This window comes from Streptomyces sp. NPDC059785, from assembly GCF_042732375.1.
Classification (GTDB): Bacteria; Actinomycetota; Actinomycetes; order Streptomycetales; family Streptomycetaceae; genus Streptomyces.
In genome coordinates this window covers 1-19,196 of the sequence record NZ_JBHWHV010000051.1, presented here as the reverse complement: position 1 = coordinate 19,196, position 19,196 = coordinate 1, and the positions used below count along the sequence as shown (strand labels likewise).

The window sequence follows — 19,196 nt, the reverse complement described above, 5'->3', positions numbered from 1 at the left end:
ACTCCTCGCTCTACGGCGTCAGTTGGGGCGCTTGCCGTGGAAGACCAGCTCGATCATGGTGTGGTCGGGGTCGTGGATGTAGCAGAACTTGGACTGGTTCTCGGGCCGCTCGATCGGCCGGGTGTGCCGGATGCCCAGCTCCCCCAGGTGGGCCAGGAACTCGTCCCAGTCGTCCACCTCGACGGCGAAGTGGTACGGCGCCATCCGCTCCATCTCCTCGACCGGCGTGAAGTGCAGGTCGAAGTTGCCGCGGGTCATCAGCACGACGCGGGTGTTGGACTTCGGCATGATCCGCTTCATGCCGAAGACCTTCGTGTACCACTCGGCGGTCCGGTCGGGGTCGGTGGTGGGGAAGTTGACGTGGTGGATGTAGCGGGGTGCTGCGCTCATGGCTGTGTCCCTTGCTCCTCTTCGGGTCGTACGGGGTGTTCCGCTTCGGGCCTGACGGGGTGTTCCGCTTCGAGTCGTACGGGATTGGACAGGACGCCGATGCCGCTGATCGCGATGTCGACGGTGTCCCCGGCTTCGAGTGGGCAGGTGGCCTCGGCGCCCATCCACAGGACGTCGCCGGGGTGCATGGTGATGTGCCTGGTGATCTCGACGATGAAGTCGAAGGGGTCGAAGACCATGTCGCCGGTCGGGAAGGAGGCCCGTTCCTCGCCGTTGACCCGCAGCGTGGTCGTCTGGGCCAGCGCGTCGGTGTCGGTCTCGATCCAGGGGCCCATCGGTTTGAACGTGTCGCTGTTCTTGGCGCGCCAGAAGGTGCGGTCCTGGTGCTGCCAGGTGCGGGCGCTGACGTCGTTGCCGATGGTCCAGCCGAAGACGGCGGCGCGGGCCTCCGCGTGGGTGGCGTGGCGCAGGGTGCGGCCGATGACGGCGACGAGTTCGGGTTCGGCCTCGAACCGGCCCGTCACCCCCGCCGGTCTGACGATCGGCGAACGGTGGCCGGTCAGGGCGTTGTTGGCGCGGTAGCCGACCTCGGGCCGGCCGGGTGTGGCCGCCCCGGCGTGCGCGATGTGGCGCGGGTAGTTGAAGCCGACCGCGTAGAACACGGGCGGTACGACGGGCGGCAGCCAGACGGCACCGGCCACCGGAATGGTGCCGATGACGTGGGGGTCGCCGTCGAGCGGGCTGCCGGACAGCAGCTCGACGTCCCGCTCGCCGACCCGGCCCCAGACCGCCCGGCCGCCGGCCGACACACGTGCGTACCTCATGGCGCCAGCAGGTGCGATACGCGCTTGGTGATCAGGTAGGCGTCCAGCGCCTCGGGTCCGCCCTCCCGGCCGTAGCCGCTGTCCTTGACACCGCCGGAGGGCGCCTCGTGGACCGAGCCGCCGCAGTGGTTGAGGGAGAGGATGCCCGCTTCCAGGCCGTCCGACAGCCGCTCGGCGGTGGCCGCGGACCGGGTGAAGCCGTAGGCGGCCAGGCCGTACGGCAGGGAGTTGGCGGTGGCCAGGGCGTCGTCGAGGTCACTGAAGGAAAGGATCGGCGCGAGCGGTCCGAAGGGTTCCTCGGACAGCAGCTCCGCGTCGGCCGGTACGTCGGTGAGGACGGTCGGCTGGAAGAAGTAGCCGGGCCGGTCCGGACGTTCGCCGCCGGTGCGCACGGTGGCGCCCCGGCGCACGGCGTCCGCGGTCAGCCGCTCGGCCGACCGCAGCCTGCGTTCGTTGGCGAGCGGGCCCATGGTGGTGCCCGGCTCCAGCCCGGCGCCGACCACGAGCGCCTCGGCGGCCTTGACGAACTCGGCGGTGAAGTCCTCGGTCAGGCTCTCGTGGACCAGGAAGCGGCTGGGCGAGGTGCACACCTGGCCCGCGTTGAAGAACTTGGCCCGCGCGGCCCGGCGGGCGGCCTGCCCCGGGTCGGCGTCGGCGCACACGATCACGGGAGCGTGCCCGCCGAGCTCCATCAGGGCGGGTTTCATGACCCGGCCCGCGTCGGCGGCGAGCAGCTTGCCGACCGGGACCGAGCCGGTGAACGCGACGAGGCGGGTGACCGGGGAGGCGATGAGACGGGCGGAGACCTCGGCGGGCTCGCCGAAGACGAGGTTGAGCACCCCGGCCGGCAGCCCGGCGTCCGCATAGCAGGCGACCAGGGCGGCGGCGGTCGCCGGGGTCTCCTCGGACGCCTTGATGACGAGGGAGCAGCCGGCCGCCAGGGCGGAGGAGATCTTGCGGTTGGGGCCGCCCACCGGGAAGTTCCACGGTACGAAGGCGGCGACGGGTCCGATGGGCTCGCGCCGGACGCTGAGGACGGTGCCGGGGGCCGAGGGGATGATGCGGCCGTAGGCGCGGCGGGCGTCGTCGGCGTGCCAGCGCAGGGTGTCGGCGGTCCTGCGGGCCTCGCCTTCCGACTCGGTGAGCGGCTTGCCCTGCTCCAGGGTCATGACGCGGCCGATTTCAGCGGCGCGCTCGGCGATCAGGTCGGCGGCGGCGTGCAGGATCGCGGTGCGCCGGGCGACCGGTGTCACGCGCCAGGTCCTGAACCCCTGCCCGGCGGCGTCGAGCGCCCGGTCGAGGTCCCCGGGCGTGGCGAGGGGGACGGCGCCGATCACCTCCTCGGTGGCCGGGTTCACTACGGGGGCGGTGTGTCCGGTGCCGCCCTGGCACCACTCGCCCGCTATGTACATGCGGACGGCGGGATAGCCGTCATCGGTGGTCATGAAGGGTGCCCTCTCAGGCCGGAGTTCGGTGGGCGTAGGGGGTCAGCGGGCTGCGGCCGTGTCCTGCTGGTCGTCGTCCCGGTTGGTGCGCAGCGCCCAGATGTGGTGGGGCGGCGTCGTCTCGTGGACACGGGTGGCGTAGGAGTCGTCGACGCGGTCCATGTCCGCCGCGTACTCGACGCGTCCGCCGCAGGGGGCGTGGAGGAAGCGGAAGACATTGGAGCCGACGGTGTGCCGGCCGAGTCTGCGCGCCTCCCGCCAGCCCTTCTCGATCATGTGGTTGCCGCCCTCGACGACGTCGTCGAAGCCGGGCACCTCGAAGGAGACGTGGTTGTGTCCCGCGCGGTCGGGGCGGTGGCAGAGCAGGAAGTTGTGCTGGTCGTCGTCGCCCTCGCACTGCATGAAGACGCCCATGGGCTTGACGATGTCCGTCGGCCGGAAGCCGAGGCGGTCGGTGTAGAAGGCCCAGGCACGCTCGCGTCCTTCCTTGGGGATGTTGAGCGCGACGTGGCACATGCGCAGCGGCCGTACGCGGCCGACGGAGGTCAGTGGTTCGTTCCAGCGGCGGACGCTGCCCGTGACGTTCGCGGTGCGCACGGCGGCGTCGGGCCCCGGGCGGGGGCGGGCCAGGGCGAGTCCGAGGCCGAAGCCGGTCTCGTCGGCGGTGTGGTGGACGCCGTCCGCGGACTCGGTGACGTCCCGGTCGGCGGCGACGAGCGAGACGAGCGTGCGCAGTTCGTCCTCGGTGTCCACGCCCCAGACGACCTCGCGGAGGGTGGGACCGGGTTCCAGGGGCGGCGGGAGCGCGGGGCTCGGCCGGGTGTCGAGACAGAGCGTCTGTCCCACGAGCGTCTCGAACGCGGCGTGGTCGTCGGTCCGTTCCACGAGCGTCAGGCCGAAGTCGCCGAAGAAACGCACGCACGTGTCGAGATCCTCGACGCCGTAGGTGACGGATTCGATGCGCTGAATTCCCATGGACTCCTCAATTCGCATGCGCGGACAATGAACTGGACAACGCTTACGTCACCGGCCGATCGCGGGAATGGGATTCTCCGAGAACCACTGGGTGAGGAAATCCAGGAAAACGGTGACCTTGCGGGGTGTTTCCTGGCCCGGTCCGTAAATGGCGAACAGCGGCCGGTCGGGTACGGCCAGTTCGGGCAGCAGAATCCGCAGCGCGCCGGAGACGAGATCGTCGTAGGCCGGCCGCTGCGGCAGCAGGGCTATTCCCCGGCCGTGCACGGCGGCCTTCTGGAGGGCGAGATAGGAATTGGAGGAGAAGGCGACGTTACGGATCTTGTGCAGGGTGCTGGCGTGTCCGTGTCCGATGCGCCAGACCGGGTCGTTCACATGGACCAGGCACTCGTGCTCCGCCAGGTCGTTGGGGTGGCCGAGGGTCCCGCACCGGTCCAGGTACTTCTCCGACGCGCACAGCACGAACGGCAGCGAGGCGATCTTCTTCAGCCGCACGCTGGAGTCCCGCAGGTCGCGGGTGTGGAAGGCGACGTCGAAGCCGCTGTCCAGGAAGTCGTAGGTCCGGTCGGACATGCCGCCCAGCTCGAAGCGGACGACGATCCTGGGGTGGGCGGCCGAGAAGGCGGCGATGGCGTCGCCGAGGTCCAGGCTGCCGATCCACTTGGGACAGATGATGTTGAGCGAGCCCTCGGCGCGGTCGTGCAGGTGCGCGATGCTCGAGTCCTCCGCCTCGATCTCGTCGAGGATGCGGGCGGCGAACTCGGCGTACCGCACGCCCGGTTCGGTCAGGCTGACGGACCGGGCGGTGCGGTTGACCAGGCGGACGCCGATCTGCCGTTCCAGCTCCGCGACATGGCGCGAGACAAGTGATCCCGAGGAGCTCAGCAGCTTGGCCGCGCCGCTGAAACTGCCGACGTCGGCGACGGTGACGAAGCTGCGCATGAGCAGCAGACGGTCCATGGTTCCTCCGTCCGGTCACGGCCGCCGGGGTCGGGGGCCGTGTCGGGCATAGCTGGTGCGGGTGGGCGTGCCGTCGTGCGGCACGGGCGGGGCGGGTGCCGAGCCGCCGGGGTCACTTGTCGGCGGGGCAGTACAGCGGCGCGGTGTCGGTGTTGTCCTTGGTGATCAGCCGGATCGGGGTGTGGGCGATCTTCTCCGTCTTCTCCTCGCGCAGCAGGGCGACGGAGTTCTTGACGGCTATCTCGCCGGTGTCCTTGGCGGAGTTGGCGACGGTGGCGGAGAAGCGGCCGTCCTTGACGGCGGCCAGGCCCTTGTCGGTGCCGTTGACCGTGACGATCTTGACGTCCTTCTTGCCCGCGGCGTCGAACGCCTTGCGGACCGCGAAGCCCATCTCCTCGTTCGCCACGAACGCGTAGTCGAGGTCCGGGTGGGCCTGGATCATGTTCTCGGCGACGTCCTGGGCCTTGGCCGCGTTGAACATGCCGGGCTGGTTGGCCACGACCTTCGCGTTCTTCGGCAGCGCCTTGGTGAATCCGTCGACCAGCAGGTCGGAGGCGGCTCCGGGGGCGCCCGCGACGACACCGACCTGGACGGACCTCCCGCCCGCGTCCTTCTCCACCCAGCCGGCGTCCAGCTTGCCGACCTGGGTGAGGTCGACGAGCACCGCGCCCAGGATGTCGTCGGCCTCGCTGCTGACCGAGGTCAGGAAGATCGGGATGCCCGCGGCCTTCGCCTTGGCGATGTCGCCCTTGAGGGCGTCGGTGTTGACGGTCTGGACGACGAGCGCGCTGACGTTGCGCGAGATCATGTCCTCGATGTTGGACAGCTCGGTACCGGGGTTCTGGTGCGAGTTGGCCGTGTAGAGCTTGACGTTCTGCTTCTCGGCGGTCTGCTCGATGGACTTTTGCAGACACGTGTGGAACTCGGTGTCCGCGCCGTTGACGAAGCCGAGGGTGGTCCCGCCGCCGCCTTTGGAACCGGAATCGGAATCGGCGCCGCAGCCGCTGAGCAGGAGGGTGAGCGAGCAGGCCGAGACGGCCAGGGCTCTGCGGGGGCGGAGGGACAGGTTCGTCATTGAGCTGCCTTTCGTGGCGTACGGGTGCGGGTGCGGACGTGCGGTCGTCCGCCGGGTGGGTGGGCGCGACCGGTCGTCGGTGACCGGTGGCGGCTGCCGCGTCAGTGCCGGGACTTCTTGTGGAACTGGTTGGCGATGGCCGCGATCAGCAGGACGGCGCCGACGGAGATGGTCTGGAAGTAGCTGGAGACCTGGAGCAGGTTCAGCGCGTTGGCGACCACGCCGAGCAGCAGCACTCCGAGGACGGTGCCGATGACGGTGCCGGAGCCGCCGGCCAGCGCGGTGCCGCCGATGACGACCGCGGCGACGGCGGTGAGCTGGAGGGTGAGCCCGCCGGTGCCGGGGCTGCTGGCGGCCAGCCGGGCCAGCAGCATCAGGCCCGCGAGCCCCGACAGGGCACCGGTCAGGCCGTAGAGCACCATCTTGTGCAGGCCGACGCCGATGCCGCTGAGCTGGGCGACGTGCTCGTTGCCGCCGATGGCGAACGCGTCGCGGCCGAAGACGGTGTACTTCATGACCAGACCGATCGCCGCCATCACGACGATCGCCGTGATGAGCAGGTGGGGCATGCCGAGCGAGGTGCCGGAGCCCAGCGACGACAGGTGGTCGCCGATGGAGACGCTGAGGCCGTCCAGGACCAGCAGGGCCACGCCGTCCAGGAGGGTGGCGGTGGCGAGGGTGGCGACGAACGGCGCGACGCCTGTGAACGTCACCACGGCGCCGTTGACCAGTCCGATGGCCGTGGCGATCAGCAGCGAGACGACGACGGTGAAGGCGGTGGACCTGCCGTGGTCGAGCAGCTGGGCCGCGACCGCGGTGACGACGGAGGCGTTGCTGCCCATGGAGAAGTCCATGCCGCCCGCGGTCATCAGCAGGGTGAGCCCCGCGGCGATCACCGCGACCACGCTGACCTGTCGCAGGATGTTCAGCACGTTGGTGGAGGTGGCGAACGAGTCGGTCTCGACGCCCGCGAAGACGACGACGAGGACCAGGACCACGACCAGACCGATGTGCGGTACGCCGCGCAGGGCGCCGAGCGGGCTCCGGTCCGGTGCGGCCTTGCGGGCCCGCGGGGTGCCGGGCGCTGCCGGTGGTGCTTCGAGGCTCATTGGGGCTGCCCTCCGAGGGCGGTGGCGACGAGTTCGTCGTGGGTGATGGCGGTGATGTCGTGTTCGGCGACGGTCCGGCCGCCGCTGACGACGATCACGCGGTCGGCGAGGCGCATGACCTCCTCGGCGGAGGACGACGCGAGCAGGACGGCCGCGCCCTGGGCGGCGAGGTCGTCGACGAGGGTGTGGATCTCGGCCATGGCGGCGACGTCCACCCCGTTGGTGGGGTCTTCGAGGAAGCAGGCGACGGGCGCGGTCTGCAGCCACTTGGCCAGCAGGACCTTCTGCTGGTTGCCGCCGGAGAGCCGGCCGACAGCCGGGTTGCGGGTCAGCGAGACCACGCCGTAGCTCTCCCGCAGCGGGGCGGCCCGGCGGGTGAGGGAGGACCAGCGCTGGAGCCGCCGCCGGGCCAGCCGGTCGGTGGCGAGCATCAGGTTCTCGTCCAGGGAGAGTTCGGGGATCAGGCCGAGGGCGCGGCGGTCGCCTGTGACGCAGCGCAGCCCGCTGGCCAGCGAGAGCGCCACCTTTCCGAAGGGCACGCGGGTGGTGTCCACCGTCAGCTCCCCGGCGTCCGGGCGGCGGCGTCCGGACAGCAGGTCGAACAGACGGGACTGGGCGTCGCCGGCCGGGCCGAGCACCGCGACGATCTCGCCCCGGCGCACCTCGACGGCGAAGTCCCTGACGGCCCGGCCGTCGCTCAGTCCCCGTACGGCCAGGGCGATCTCGTCCTTGGGGGCGGGCCGTTCGGGGCGGACGGAGACGACGTCGCGGCCGACCATGCTGCGGACGAGTCCGGCGGCGTCGGTCGCGGCGGCGGGGCCGCTGTGCACCACGCGGCCGTCGCGCAACACGGTGACGTGGTCGGCGACCGCCAGCACCTCGTCGATGTAGTGCGAGATGTAGACGACCGCCACGCCCTCGTCGCGCAGGGTGCGTACGAGCCTCCTGATCCGGTCGGCCGCGTCGGCGCCCAGGCACGCGGTGGGCTCGTCCAGGATCAGCACCTTGCCGCCGCGCCGCACCTCGCGGGCCACCTCGACCATCGTCTGCTCGGCGACGGTGAGCCCGCCCGCGGTGCGGGTCACGTCGATGTCGATGCCGAGCGCGGTCAGCGACGTGCGGGCCTGGTCCCTGACGGCCTTCCAGGAGACGAGGGAGCCGGCGGCCGGGAGGTCGCCGAGGAGGACGTTCTCGGCGACCGTCAGGTCCATGGCCAGCTCGCGGCGCTGGGGCACGGTGGCGATGCCGAGCCGCCGTGCCTTGCGGGTGGTGAGCGCGGACTGGCACTGACCGCCGACCTCGATGGTGCCGCCGTCGCCCTGGTGCACGCCCGCGAGGAGCTGGACCAGGGTGGACTTGCCGGCCCCGTTCATGCCCATGAGGGCGTGGATTTCACCGGGGCGGATGTCGAGCGAGACGCCCCCCAGCGCCTGCGCGCCGCCGAAGCTCTTGGTGAGGTCGCGGATGCGGACCACCGGCGCGGGCGCCGCGGCACTGCTCGCCCGCCCGGGGTGGGGCGCGGTCCTGGGTGGCACGTCGGTGCTCCCCTGGGTGCGTCGGTCGGGGCGGGCGATCACGGCTGTGACCGGTCCCCGTCGCCGGAGATCCGCTCGAAGCCGCGGATGTCGGGGAAGGGCGGCTCGCGGTCGGCCTGGAGGTCGACCTGGAAGGCGTTCAGACACATGCCGAGCATGCTGAAGTTGCCCAGCGAGCCCACCGCGTCGACCAGGCCCTGGGAGCCGAAGAAGGCGTGGGCGCGCGCGAAGGTCTCGTCGGAGACGAAGTGCTGCTCCAGGAGTTCGTGGCAGAACGCGTGGAACGCGGTGTCCTCCTCGCTGTCGAAGTGCGGGGTGCGGCGCTCGGCGACGGCCTTGACGGCGGCCTCCGGGATGCCGGCCTCGACGGCGGTGGCGGCATGGGCGTTCCACGAGTACTGGGCGTCCCAGTGCCGGGCCGCCATCAGCAGGGTCAGTTCGCGCAGCCGCTTCGGCAGGCTCGACTCGAAGCGCAGATACGCGCCGAGCGACTCGACGCGCTCGCAGAGTTCGGGGCTGTTCAGCCACACCCGGAACGGTCCGCGCACTCCGCCGCGGCGTGCGGTGATGCGGGCGCTGAGTTCCTGCTGACGCTCGGTCATGTCATCGGTGGCGAGGACGGGAAGCCTCATGCCGGTGCCTGCCTTTCTTGGGTGACACGGCCTGGAAATCCGTGCGACGGCAGCCGACGGTACATCCGGGCGGAAGCCGCTCACCCTTCCCGGAATGCAAGGTAAAACTGCACGCCGGAGGAGTCTCGTTCGCCCATCGGGCCTTTAACGTCGGACGACGCCACGTCTGGAGAGGGTTTCCGCATGACAGTCATCATCAAGGCCGCTTCCGTGCGCTTGCTCGACCGTGGAGGCTCGGTCGTGACGACTCCTCTGATCACGACTCCGGCGGCGGACGGCGAGAATCTGATCACCAGCGGAATGAGCGTTTATCCGGTGGGTTCGGGCGCGCCGATGCACTCCCACAACTGCGACGAGCACGTGACGATTCTGGACGGAGAGGCCGAGGTCGTGGTCGACGGTGAGGTGACACGACTGGAGCGCTTCGACACCACGTACGTCCCCTCCCCCGTTCCGCACCTTTTCCGGAACGTCGGTGACACCCCGCTGCGGATCCTGTGGGTCTATACGTCGGGAAAGGTGACGCGGACGTTCACCGATACCGGCGTGACGGTGGAACACCTGTCGGCCGAGGACCTGATGGGCTGAGACGGCGGCTCGGCGGGGCTTGCTGTTGATCCATGAGCGGCTCCCCGGATCTGTGCGTGTGGCGGTGACCGTAACCGCGCGGGGATTATGTCGGCAAGATGTTGAACTACATCGTTGACGATTATTCGCGCTGCCGCAGCACGGCCGGAGCAGGGCGGCCAGGGTGCGGACAGCACACGGCTCCGCCGGGTTCCCGCCGCCGAGGGGACGGCGGGAACCCGGCGGAGCCGGCCGGTCGGGTGTCCGCGGGCGGACGGTCAGGAGGGCTGCTTCACCTCGCCGTGCGCGGCCGCCGCCTGCTGCCGGGCGAGGGCCTCGGCCGCCGCGCGCCGGGTCCGCGGGCCGAAGACGGCGAGCACGATCGCGCCCAGGAGCCAGGTCCCGGCGATGAAGAAGAACACGCTCTGGTAGCCGGTCCGGTTGTAGAGCGCGGCGATGATCAGCGGCCCCGCCGCGTTGGACAGCCGGCCGAGCCCGTAGGAGATGCCGGTGCCCAGCGAACGGCCACGGGTGTCGAAGAGTTCGGGCGAGTACGCGTACCCGAGGGCGGTGTAGCCGCGCTCGAAGAGGTTGACGAGGAAGCCGAAGACCACGATGAGGACCGGGTCGAAGGTGAGGCCGTACAGCAGACCGCACACCGCGATCACCGAACCGAAGGCGACCAGGCACCACTTGCGCTCGAACCGGTCGGTGACCAGCGAGGCGAGGTACGAGCCCAGCGGCGCGCCCACGGTGGTCAGCGCCACGTAGAAGATGGACTTCTCGACGCTGAAGCCCTCCTTGGCCAGCAGGGTGGGCGCCCAGCTCGAGTAGCCGAAGAAGCCGATGGTCTGGGTCACCCACAGGACCGTGAGCAGCAGCGTGGGCAGCAGGTACTTCTTCTGGAGCAGCAGGCGCAGCGGGACCTTCGCCGTGACCGGCTGCTCGACCGGCGGCGCGGGCTCGGGCAGCGGGCCCTGCTCCGCGGTGACCCGGGCCTCGATCTCGGTCAGCACGGCGTCCGCCTCGGCGTGCCGGCCGCGGCTCTCGTACCAGCGCGGCGACTCCTTCAGGTGCCGGGTGAAGAACACGAAGAGGATGCCGAGGGCGCCCCACAGGTAGACCAGCCGCCAGGACCAGTGGGAGAGCGGGACGACGGCGCTGGCGATGAGGTTGGTGACGGGGGTGCCGCAGATGCCGATGACGATGGCGTACGCCTGGTACTTGCCGCGCACGGCCGCCGGGTAGAGCTCACTGACGTAGATCACCGCGACCACCGTCATGGCGGACAGGCCCGCCGAGGTGAGCACCCGGAAGACGCCGAGCGAGACGATGTCCCAGGAGAAGACGGAGACCAGGGAGAACACGCCGAAGAAGAGCGTGGTCCAGGTCAGCGCCCGTTTTCTGCCCCAGCGGTCGGCGATGGCGCCGGCCACGACGGAGCCGATGAACATGCCCACGAAGGACAGCGAGGTCACGTACGCGACCTGGTCGACGGTGACGCCCCAGAGCTTGATGAGGCGGGGCGCGGTGGTGGCGAAGCTGTTGATGTCCGCGAACTCGAAGAAGTAGGCGAACGACACGGCCAGCAGGGTGACCTTGTGGAAGCGGGAGATCGGCAGCCGGTCCAGCCGGTTCGCCGCATTGGAGTGCTGCACGGTGGTGCCCTTTCGAAGAAGCGGGTGGGGCTGGGCGGGTCAGGCTTCTTCGCCGGGCCAGTACAGGCGCGTCGGGTTGGCGACGAGCAGCTTGTGCCGCTGCTCCTCGGTGACCGCGATCAGCGGCAGATGGTCCACGAGCAGTCCGTCGTCCGGCATGTGGTTCTTGAGGTTGGGGTGCGGCCAGTCGGTGCCCCACAGGACCCGGTCGGGGAACTCCTCGACCACGCGCCGGGAGAAGGGCACGACGTCGGTGTAGGCGTGGCGTTCGCCGTCGAGGGCGGCGGGCCCGGTGACGCTGAGCCGCTCCGGACAGGTCACCTTGACCCAGACGTCGCCCCGCTCGACGAAGCGCAGGAAGCGGCCGAACTCGGGTCCGTCGGCGGGCTTGGTGACGTCGGGCCTGCCCATGTGGTCCACGACGAGCGGGGTGGGCAGCGAGCCGAAGAAGTCCTCGAGCTCGGCCAGGTCCTCGCTCTCGAAGTAGATGACGATGTGCCAGCCGAGCGGGGCGATCTTCTTGGCCACGGCGGCGAGTTCGTCCTTGGGCGAGGTGTCGACCAGCCGCTTGAGGAAGTTGAACCGGACGCCGCGGACGCCCGCCGCGTCGAGTTCGCGCAGTTCGGCGTCGGTGACGTCGGCCCGTACCGTGGCGATCCCGCGGGCCGCCCCCCGGGCCGCACGCACCGCGTCGACCATGGCGCTGTTGTCCGCGCCGTGGCAGGTCGCCTGGACGATGACCCGGCGGCTGATCCCCAGGCGCTCGTGCAGCGCGGCGAGCTGGTCCTTGCTCGCGTCGCAGGGCGTGTACTTGCGCTCCGGAGCGAACGGGAACCGCCCGGCCGGTCCGAACACGTGGCAGTGGGCGTCCACGGCTCCCGGCGGGAGGGCGAGGGCGGGCCGTGAGGGGTTCGGGTACCAGTCCAGCCATCCGGGGGTCTTGGTGCTTGTGGCGCTCATCGGTACTCCTTGGGGCAGTGCTGTGGACGGCTGTGCTGGGTGCGTGAGGTGGTCGCCGAGGGCGCGACGGCGCGGGAGGCGCGAGGTGGCGGGCGGTCCGGACGGCCGGGCGGCTCGGCGGCGTCGGAGCGGGGGCCGGTGCGCGGGCGGGCACGCCGGCCGGCGGAGGAAGAAGAGGGGGGAGGCGGAGGTGTTCCGTCCGCCGGGGCCGGGGCGCGGGCCGGAGGTCCCGGACGGGTCCGGCCCGCGCCCCGCAGGGTGTCAGTCGACGTAGCGCAGGCCCGCCTTCTGAAGCGGCTCGCGCATCCCGTAGATGTCGAGGCCGAGTTCGCCAGCCCGGAACCGCTTGCGCTTGCCCTCCTCGCTGGCCTCCCGCTTCGCGGCGGCCTCGGCGACCTCGGCGACGCGCCCGGCGGGTACGACGACCACGCCGTCCTTGTCGCCGACGACCACGTCACCGGGGTTGACCTGGGCGTTGGCGCAGATGACGGGCACGTTGACGGAGCCGAGGGTGGCCTTGACGGTGCCCTTGGAGTTGATGGCCCGGCTGAAGACGGGGAAGTCCATCTCCTCCAGCTCGGCGACGTCGCGGACGCCGCCGTCGATGACGAGGCCGACACAGCCCTGTGCGCGCATGGAGGTGGCGAGCAGTTCGCCGAAGAACCCGTCCTCGCACTCGGTGGTGCAGGCCGCGACGAGCACGTCACCCGGCTTCAGCTGTTCCGCGGCCACGTGCATCATCCAGTTGTCGCCGGGCTGGAGCAGCACCGTGACGGCGGTGCCGATCAGCTTGGCGCTCGGATAGACGGGCCGGATGTAGGGGCGCATCAGGCCGGTGCGTCCCATGGCCTCGTGGATGGTGCTCACGCCGAAGGGCGCGAGCGCGTCGACTTCGGCGCGGTCGGGCCGGTCGACGGTGCGGTGGACGACTCCCAGTTCGTACATGAAGTTGCCGTTCTCCTCGTGGGGTTCAGCGGCCCTGCCGGGTGAGCAAGGTGTTCAGGCGGGGGTAGACGGTGCGGGCGTTGTGCTCCTGGATCCCGGCGAGCTGCTCGGGCGACAGCACCGCGCTCTCCACGTAGCGGCGCGTGTCGTCGAAGTGGTGGCCGGTGCACGGGTCGATGTCCCGGACGGCGCCGATCATCTCCGAGGCGAACAGCACGTTGCGCAGCGGCACGACATCGAGCAGCAGGTCGATGCCGGGCTGGTGGTAGACGCAGGTGTCGAAGAAGACGTTGTTGAGGACGTGCTCCTCCAGCGGGGGCTTCTTCAGCGCCATGGCGAGCCCGCGGAAGCGGCCCCAGTGGAACGGTACGGCGCCGCCGCCGTGCGGGATGATCAGCTTCAGCGTGGGGAAGTCCGCGAACAGGTCGCCCTGGATGAGCTGCATGAACGTCGTGGTGTCGGCGTTCAGGTAGTGCGCGCCGGTGGTGTGGAAGGCGGGGTTGACGCTGGTGCTGACGTGCACCATGGCCGGGATGTCGTACTCGACCATCGCCTCGTACACCGGGTACCAGTGGCGGTCGGTGAGCGGCGGGGCCGTCCAGTGGCCGCCGGAGGGGTCGGGGTTGAGGTTCACCGCGACCGCGCCGTACTCCTCGACGCAGCGCTTGAGTTCGGGGACGCAGGTGGCGGGGTCGACGCCCGGGGACTGCGGCAGCATGGCGGCGGGCGCGAACCGCTCGGGGTAGAGGGTGCTGACACGGTGGATCAGCTCGTTGCAGATCGACGCCCACCGGGCGGAGGTGTGGAAGTCGCCGATGTGGTGCGCCATGAACGAGGCGCGGGGCGAGAAGACCGTCAGGTCGATGCCGCGCTCGTCCATCATGCGGAGCTGGTTGGTCTCTATGCTCATCCGCAGCTCGTCGTCACTGATGCGCAGTTCGGCCGGGTCGGGGGCCGCGGCGGCGGGGTCGGCGAGGGCGGCGATCTGCCTGTCCCGCCAGTCGGCGAGCGCCGGCGGGGCGGTCGTGTAGTGACCGTGGCAGTCGATGATCATCGTGATAGCTCCTCAAGGTCCGAGAGGCGACGGGGAACCGCGGGGTGACGGCTTGTCGGCGGGATGCCGCGGCGCGGCCTCGCTGTCGTACCACCCGGGGCGGCCTGCGGTGCGGATCCGTCGTCGGCGTGGCCGGGAGTCCCGGCCCGGCGGCTGCCGGCGACGCCCTCCCTCGGTCCGTCGACACCCTCAACCTAACCTCTGACCATATTGTTGACAATATCGGTGACGAAAAAGGTGGGACCGCGCGGACGCGGCCCCACCTGTGACCGGACCCGGTCAGCCCGCCGTGGACACCGGCTCGGGAGTCCTGGCGGCGGGGGTCCCCGACCGGCCGCCGAGGCCCGCGAGGGCGATGAAGACGGTGGAGAGCACGGCCGTCGCGGCGAAGACCGTGAAGCCCCAGCTCTCGGACTCGCTGGCGACGAGCTGGCCGCCGAGCCACGGACCGACCACGGCGCCGAAGCGGCCGATGCCGGAGACCCAGCCGACGGCGGTGGCCCGGTTGTCCGCGGTGGACCGGCCGGCCACGGCCGCGTAGATCATCGCCTGGGCGCTGAACAGGAACAGGCCGGTCAGGAAGACGACCACGTAGGTGAGGGCCAGCGGCATGTGGACGCCGAGCAGGTAGACACCGGCGGCAGTGGCCGCGAACCAGATGGTGGCCACGCGCAGGGCGCCGAAGCGGTCGGAGAACCGGCCGGCGATCAGCATGCCCGCGATGCCGCCGAGGTTGATGACCACCACGAAGGACAGCGAGGAGCCGAGCTCGTAGCCCGCGCCGCGCATCATCGTGGGCAGCCAGTTGCTGACGCCGTAGACCAGGAGCAGACCGCCGAACGAGGCGATCCAGAACATCAGGGTGTTGACCCACAGGCCGCCGCGGAAGAGGGCGGCGACGGCGCTCCAGCGGTCGCCCGCGGCGGGCCGCTCCGCGTCGGCGGCGGGCAGTTCCACGTCGTAGCGGGCGGCCAGCGCGCGGGCCTCCTCGGTACGGCCCCGGGCCAGCAGGAAGCTCAGCGACTCCGGCAGGAACTTCAGGACCAGCGGCACGCCGATGACCAGCGGGGCCACGCAGATCCAGTACGCGACGCGCCAGCCGTTGGCGCCGCCGGTCCACAGGCCGACGAAGCCGGACAGGATGCCGCCGGCCTGGTGGGCCGTCATCAGCGTGCCCACGACCAGGGCGGCGCGGCCGCGCGGCGCGAACTCGGCGACCATGGTGATGGTGGTGGGCAGCAGTCCGCCGAGGCCGAGGCCCGCGATGAAGCGGCCGAGGCCGAACACTCCGAGGCTCGGCGCCACGGCGCACAGGGCCGACGCGAGCGAGAAGACCACCGTGCAGGTCACGATGACCTTCTTGCGTCCGATCCAGTCGGTGACCGTACCCGCGGACAGGGCGCCGATCAGCATGCCGAAGGTGGCGTAGCTGCCGAGGTCGCCGGCCTTGGACGCGTCGAGGCCGAGGGCGTGGTGCTCCAGCATGTGGGGCAGCACGGAGCCGTAGACGAACATGTCGAGGCCGTCGAAGAGGACGACCAGCCAGCACAGACCGATGACCAGGAAGGCCAGTCTGTTGCCGCGGGCGGCCACGGAGGGTGAGGAGGACATCGTTGTTTCCTCTCGTCCAGGAGGCGGGTCCCTGGAAGGGGGATCGGGGAGTGAACCGGGCCTCAGCGGCTCGAGCGGCCGGCCCGGTTTTCAGTGGCCCGACGTTAAGGATCGACGGCCGCGAGTGTCAACGCTTTTGTCAACAATCTAAGAAACGATTTCGTCAACGCCACCGGAGCCTCCGCGAGCAGCGCGAACCGCCAGGTGACACAGGGCGGGCGGCACCCCGTGGTGGTGTGCCGCCCGCCCCTGCTGCCCCCGTGCTCCCCCCGTACTCAGCCGAGCGGCGGGGTCCCGTGGGTGTGGAACGACTCGATGGTCTTCAGCCCCCAGGCCTGGCCCTTCTTCCGCTCCTCCTCGGTCCAGGTGACCAGCGGCCAGTCCGGGGCCAGCACCAGCCGGGTGAGCGGGTTGCACAGTTCGATGCGGTTGCCGCCGGGCTCGTAGACGTACAGGAAGAACGTCTGCTGGATGGCGTGCTTGTGCGGGCCGGTCTCGATGAAGACACCGGTGTCGATGGCGAGGTCGGCGGCGCGCAGGATGTCCTCGCGGGTGTCCGCCGCGAAGGCGATGTGGTGCAGCCGCCCCGAGGACCCGGTCCAGTCCTCCGTGTAGACGACGTCGTACGACTTGTCGGTGAAGGTCAGCCAGCGTGCGGCGATCCGCCCGGTGTCGAGCCTGATCTGCTCGGTGGCGCGGGCCCCGAGGACCTGCTCCTGGAACTCGGCGTTGGCGAGCACGTCCGAGGCGAGGAAGTTGACGTGGTCAAGGCGGCGTACGCCGACGCCCCGGTTGGGCTTGGCCTGCGGCTGGTTCTTCAGCGCGGGCCGCAGCTCCTCGGGGGCCCGGTAGTACTCGCTCTCCCAGTACAGGGCGTGCTCGTGGCCGTCGGGGTCGGTGCTGACGTACAGCTTGCCGATGCCCGGCTCGTCCTCGACCCACTGGCCGGGGCGGCCCGTCTCCTCCAGGGCCTTCACCCGACGCTGGAGCGCCCCCTCCGAGGAGGTGCGCAGGGCGAGCCGGCCGAGGCCGGGCTGTTCGCGGGCGGTGAGGACCAGGCTGTGGTGCTCGTAGTCGTCGAAGGTGCGCAGGTACACGGTGTCGCCCTGCCGCCCGTTGACGGTGAGCCCGAGGTAGTCCGTGAAGAAGGCGACGCTGGCGTCCAGGTCGGGCGTGAAGAGCTGGGCGTGGCCGATATGGGCGATGTCACCGAGCGGCGGAGTCATCGTTGCCTCCAGAGGATGGTGCGGGAATCGGTGCCGTCCCGGCGGGCCGGGGGAACACGGTGCCGTCGAAGATCTTCCGTGCGGTGCGCACGACGGCGGTACGGCGGACCACCGGGGCCGTGGCACCGGAGCCGGGGTCGACGGCGGTCTCGACCTCCAGGAATCCGGTGGGGTGTTCGATGCGCAGGCGGTCGCCGCTGCCGGGCAGCTCCGCGAGCGGCTCCCCCACCCCGCCGGGCAGGCGGAGTCCCGCGGCCACGCTCGCGGCGCCGAGCACGCCGATGGAGGTGTGGCAGCGGACGGGGATGAAGGTACGGGTGGTGACCGCGCCGCCGTTTCTGGGCGGCGCGAGCAGGCTGAGCTTGGGCACGGTGGTGCCCTCGACGTCGCCGAGGCCCATCAGCGGGCCGGCCGCCAGCCGGATCTCCCTCAGGCGCGCGGCGAGCCGCTCGTCGGCCTCCAGCTCGGCCGGTGACTCGTAGCCGGTGATCTTCAGGGACTCCGCGGCGATCAGCACCACGGGCATCCCGTTGTCGACGCAGGTCACCTCCGTGCCCGCGACGGTGTCGCGGACATTGCCCGTGGGCAGCAGGGGGCTGCTGCCCTGCGGGAACTCGATGACGACCGCGGCGGCGGTGCCGGGCACGCCCGATATCTCGGCGTCGCCGGTGTAGTCGACGCGTCCGCCGGGGGTGGGGAAGGTGGCGACGGCCAGTTCGCCCGTGTTGAGCATGCGGATCCGGACGGACGTCTCGGTGTCACCGGCGGGTACCAGACCGCGCTCCACGGCCAAGGGGCCCACTCCCGCCAGGATGTTGCCGCAGTTCTGCCGGTCGGAGACCTCGGGGGTGTCGACGTTGACCTGGAGGAAGAGGTAGTCGACGTCCGCGTCCGGCTCCCCGGACCCGGAGATGACCCCGACCTTGCTGGTCAGCGGGTGGGCGCCGCCGAGGCCGTCGATCTGGCGCGGGTCGGGGCTGCCCATGACGCGCAGCAGCAGATCGTCGCGGGCCGCGGGGTCTGCGGGCAGGTCCTCGGCGAGGAAATAGGCACCCTTGGAGGTACCGCCGCGCATGAGCATGCAGCGCACCTCGTCCGGCGTCCCGTCGCCGGTACGGTGCACGGCAGCGGTGGCCGCGTCCCGGCCGCTCATGACAGCCTCCCGGGAGCCGCTGCACAGACCTGCGGGCGGGAAGCGCCGCCGGACCGCCGTCCTTGGAGGGCTACGAGGTGCGTGCCGGCCGTCGTCGCGGCCGTGGAACCGGCGGGCCCGGCCGTCGTCCGGGCCGGGCGGCAGGCGGTGGGCGCCTTGCCGTGCGTCATGGTCAGTCTCCTTGCTGGACAGGCCGGTCGGCCCACCCGGCGGGTGTCATTCGCGCAACGCGTCGATCACACCGGCGAGGTGGACACGGACGGCCTCCTCGGCCGCCTTCGGATCCCGGGCCCTGATCGCCTCGATCATGGCCAGATGTTCACCCAGGGACTTCTGTGGGCGCCCCGGACGCAGCGCGAGCTGGAAACGGTGGCGCACCAACTGGGCGTTGAGCCGTTCCAGCAGCTCCACGGCCACCTGCTGGCCGGAGAACTCCCGGATGCGGGCGTGCAGTTCATGGTTGAGCTCGGAGTAGCTCACCGGCTCCCCACCCGCGACCGCCTTGGTCATCCGCTCGCCCAGTGCGGTCAGTTCGGCCAGTTGCTCGTCGGTCACCGAGACCGCCGCCTTGGCCGCGCACAGCCCTTCGAGGACCATGCGGCACTCGGTGATGGCCACCGCCTCCTCGACCGTCACCACCCGTACCCGGGAACCGCGGTTGCGGATCCGCTCGACCAGCCCCTCCGACGCCAGATCGATGAGCGCCGCCCGGATGCTGGCCCGCGTCACACCGAACTGCTCGGCGAGTTCGTTCTCCACCAGCCGCTGGGCCGGTGCCATCTCGCCGCGCAGGATCGCCTGCCTGAGCTGCACCAGTGCGTGCTGCTTGGCCTGCTCTCCGGTGCCCGGACGGGCTTCCTCCTGCATCGTGCCCTCCCTGAGTGAGTGCCTGTCGAACCTAAATCTAGGCCAACAACATTGTCAACAATTTTGTTCTCTATGTTGGCGCCACGCTCCCCGACCGTGTGCGCCCCGGCCACGACAGCGTTGACCGGCCATAAGAGTCCCATGGTTGCCCGGCGCCGCCGCCTCCCCCGCCGCTCACAGAGACGCGGTCGCCGGTTCCCGGCCGGGAAC

The 19,196-nt window shown here is 70.8% G+C and carries 18 protein-coding genes; 1 reads left to right on the top strand and 17 read right to left on the bottom strand.

Annotated elements, in window-relative coordinates; all coding sequences use genetic code 11:
- Positions 1-18: 18 nt before the first annotated feature.
- The 9 genes from ACFV6E_RS31370 to ACFV6E_RS31330 form a co-directional block, all read right to left on the bottom strand.
- A complete protein-coding gene (locus ACFV6E_RS31370) occupies positions 19-390 on the bottom strand; it encodes a VOC family protein (RefSeq protein WP_385167036.1) in 372 nt (123 codons plus the stop codon).
- On the bottom strand, positions 387-1,214 hold the full coding sequence (locus tag ACFV6E_RS31365; RefSeq protein ID WP_385167038.1) for a fumarylacetoacetate hydrolase family protein: 828 nt from the start codon (positions 1,212-1,214) through the stop codon (positions 387-389). The genes ACFV6E_RS31370 and ACFV6E_RS31365 overlap by 4 nt, the downstream gene beginning before the upstream one ends.
- Positions 1,211-2,659 (bottom strand): NAD-dependent succinate-semialdehyde dehydrogenase, encoded by a 1,449-nt coding sequence (locus ACFV6E_RS31360; protein ID WP_385167040.1) that lies wholly within the window; start codon positions 2,657-2,659, stop codon positions 1,211-1,213. The genes ACFV6E_RS31365 and ACFV6E_RS31360 overlap by 4 nt, the downstream gene beginning before the upstream one ends.
- A 42-nt stretch (positions 2,660-2,701) precedes the next feature.
- Positions 2,702-3,634, bottom strand: a complete 933-nt coding sequence (locus tag ACFV6E_RS31355) for a VOC family protein (protein ID WP_385167042.1) — start codon at positions 3,632-3,634, stop codon at positions 2,702-2,704.
- Positions 3,635-3,682: 48 nt separating this feature from the next.
- Positions 3,683-4,594: a LysR family transcriptional regulator gene (locus tag ACFV6E_RS31350; protein ID WP_385167043.1), complete on the bottom strand. Its 912-nt coding sequence runs from the start codon at positions 4,592-4,594 to the stop codon at positions 3,683-3,685.
- A 112-nt stretch (positions 4,595-4,706) separates the two neighbouring features.
- The gene (locus ACFV6E_RS31345; protein ID WP_385167045.1) at positions 4,707-5,669 is read right to left on the bottom strand and encodes a sugar ABC transporter substrate-binding protein; all 963 of its coding nucleotides are present in this window, start codon (positions 5,667-5,669) and stop codon (positions 4,707-4,709) included.
- Between the two features lie 101 nt (positions 5,670-5,770).
- Entirely contained in the window at positions 5,771-6,778 is a 1,008-nt protein-coding gene (locus tag ACFV6E_RS31340; RefSeq protein WP_385167047.1) for an ABC transporter permease, read from the bottom strand.
- The gene (locus ACFV6E_RS31335; protein ID WP_385167049.1) at positions 6,775-8,313 is read right to left on the bottom strand and encodes a sugar ABC transporter ATP-binding protein; all 1,539 of its coding nucleotides are present in this window, start codon (positions 8,311-8,313) and stop codon (positions 6,775-6,777) included. Before ACFV6E_RS31335 ends, ACFV6E_RS31340 begins: the two co-directional genes overlap by 4 nt.
- Before the next feature lie 38 nt (positions 8,314-8,351).
- Positions 8,352-8,945: a carboxymuconolactone decarboxylase family protein gene (locus tag ACFV6E_RS31330; RefSeq protein ID WP_385167050.1), complete on the bottom strand. Its 594-nt coding sequence runs from the start codon at positions 8,943-8,945 to the stop codon at positions 8,352-8,354.
- Between the two features lie 183 nt (positions 8,946-9,128).
- Between ACFV6E_RS31330 and ACFV6E_RS31325 the strand changes: the two genes are divergently transcribed.
- Entirely contained in the window at positions 9,129-9,533 is a 405-nt protein-coding gene (locus tag ACFV6E_RS31325) for a cupin domain-containing protein (protein ID WP_385167052.1), read from the top strand.
- A 257-nt stretch (positions 9,534-9,790) separates the two neighbouring features.
- Here ACFV6E_RS31325 and ACFV6E_RS31320 read toward each other — a convergent pair whose 3' ends face one another.
- The 8 genes from ACFV6E_RS31320 to ACFV6E_RS31285 all read right to left on the bottom strand — a co-directional run bounded on the left by ACFV6E_RS31320 (position 9,791) and on the right by ACFV6E_RS31285 (position 18,986).
- Positions 9,791-11,170, bottom strand: coding sequence for an MFS transporter (locus ACFV6E_RS31320; RefSeq protein WP_385177919.1), 1,380 nt, complete (start codon positions 11,168-11,170; stop codon positions 9,791-9,793).
- Positions 11,171-11,209: 39 nt separating this feature from the next.
- On the bottom strand, positions 11,210-12,130 hold the full coding sequence (locus ACFV6E_RS31315) for an amidohydrolase family protein (protein WP_385177920.1): 921 nt from the start codon (positions 12,128-12,130) through the stop codon (positions 11,210-11,212).
- Between the two features lie 261 nt (positions 12,131-12,391).
- Positions 12,392-13,075, bottom strand: a complete 684-nt coding sequence (gene ligK, locus ACFV6E_RS31310) for a 4-carboxy-4-hydroxy-2-oxoadipate aldolase/oxaloacetate decarboxylase (protein ID WP_385177457.1) — start codon at positions 13,073-13,075, stop codon at positions 12,392-12,394.
- A gap of 25 nt (positions 13,076-13,100) precedes the next feature.
- Positions 13,101-14,129, bottom strand: coding sequence for an amidohydrolase family protein (locus tag ACFV6E_RS31305; protein WP_385177455.1), 1,029 nt, complete (start codon positions 14,127-14,129; stop codon positions 13,101-13,103).
- Positions 14,130-14,408: 279 nt separating this feature from the next.
- The gene (locus tag ACFV6E_RS31300; RefSeq protein WP_385177453.1) at positions 14,409-15,740 is read right to left on the bottom strand and encodes an MFS transporter; all 1,332 of its coding nucleotides are present in this window, start codon (positions 15,738-15,740) and stop codon (positions 14,409-14,411) included.
- A gap of 275 nt (positions 15,741-16,015) precedes the next feature.
- The gene (locus tag ACFV6E_RS31295; protein ID WP_385177451.1) at positions 16,016-16,966 is read right to left on the bottom strand and encodes a catechol 2,3-dioxygenase; all 951 of its coding nucleotides are present in this window, start codon (positions 16,964-16,966) and stop codon (positions 16,016-16,018) included.
- Entirely contained in the window at positions 16,947-18,119 is a 1,173-nt protein-coding gene (locus ACFV6E_RS31290; RefSeq protein WP_385177449.1) for a 4-oxalomesaconate tautomerase, read from the bottom strand. Before ACFV6E_RS31290 ends, ACFV6E_RS31295 begins: the two co-directional genes overlap by 20 nt.
- A 216-nt stretch (positions 18,120-18,335) precedes the next feature.
- Positions 18,336-18,986 carry a GntR family transcriptional regulator gene (locus ACFV6E_RS31285; RefSeq protein ID WP_385177447.1) on the bottom strand — a complete coding sequence of 217 codons (651 nt, stop codon included), beginning with the start codon at positions 18,984-18,986 and terminating at the stop codon, positions 18,336-18,338.
- Between the last annotated feature and the right edge of the window lie 210 nt (positions 18,987-19,196).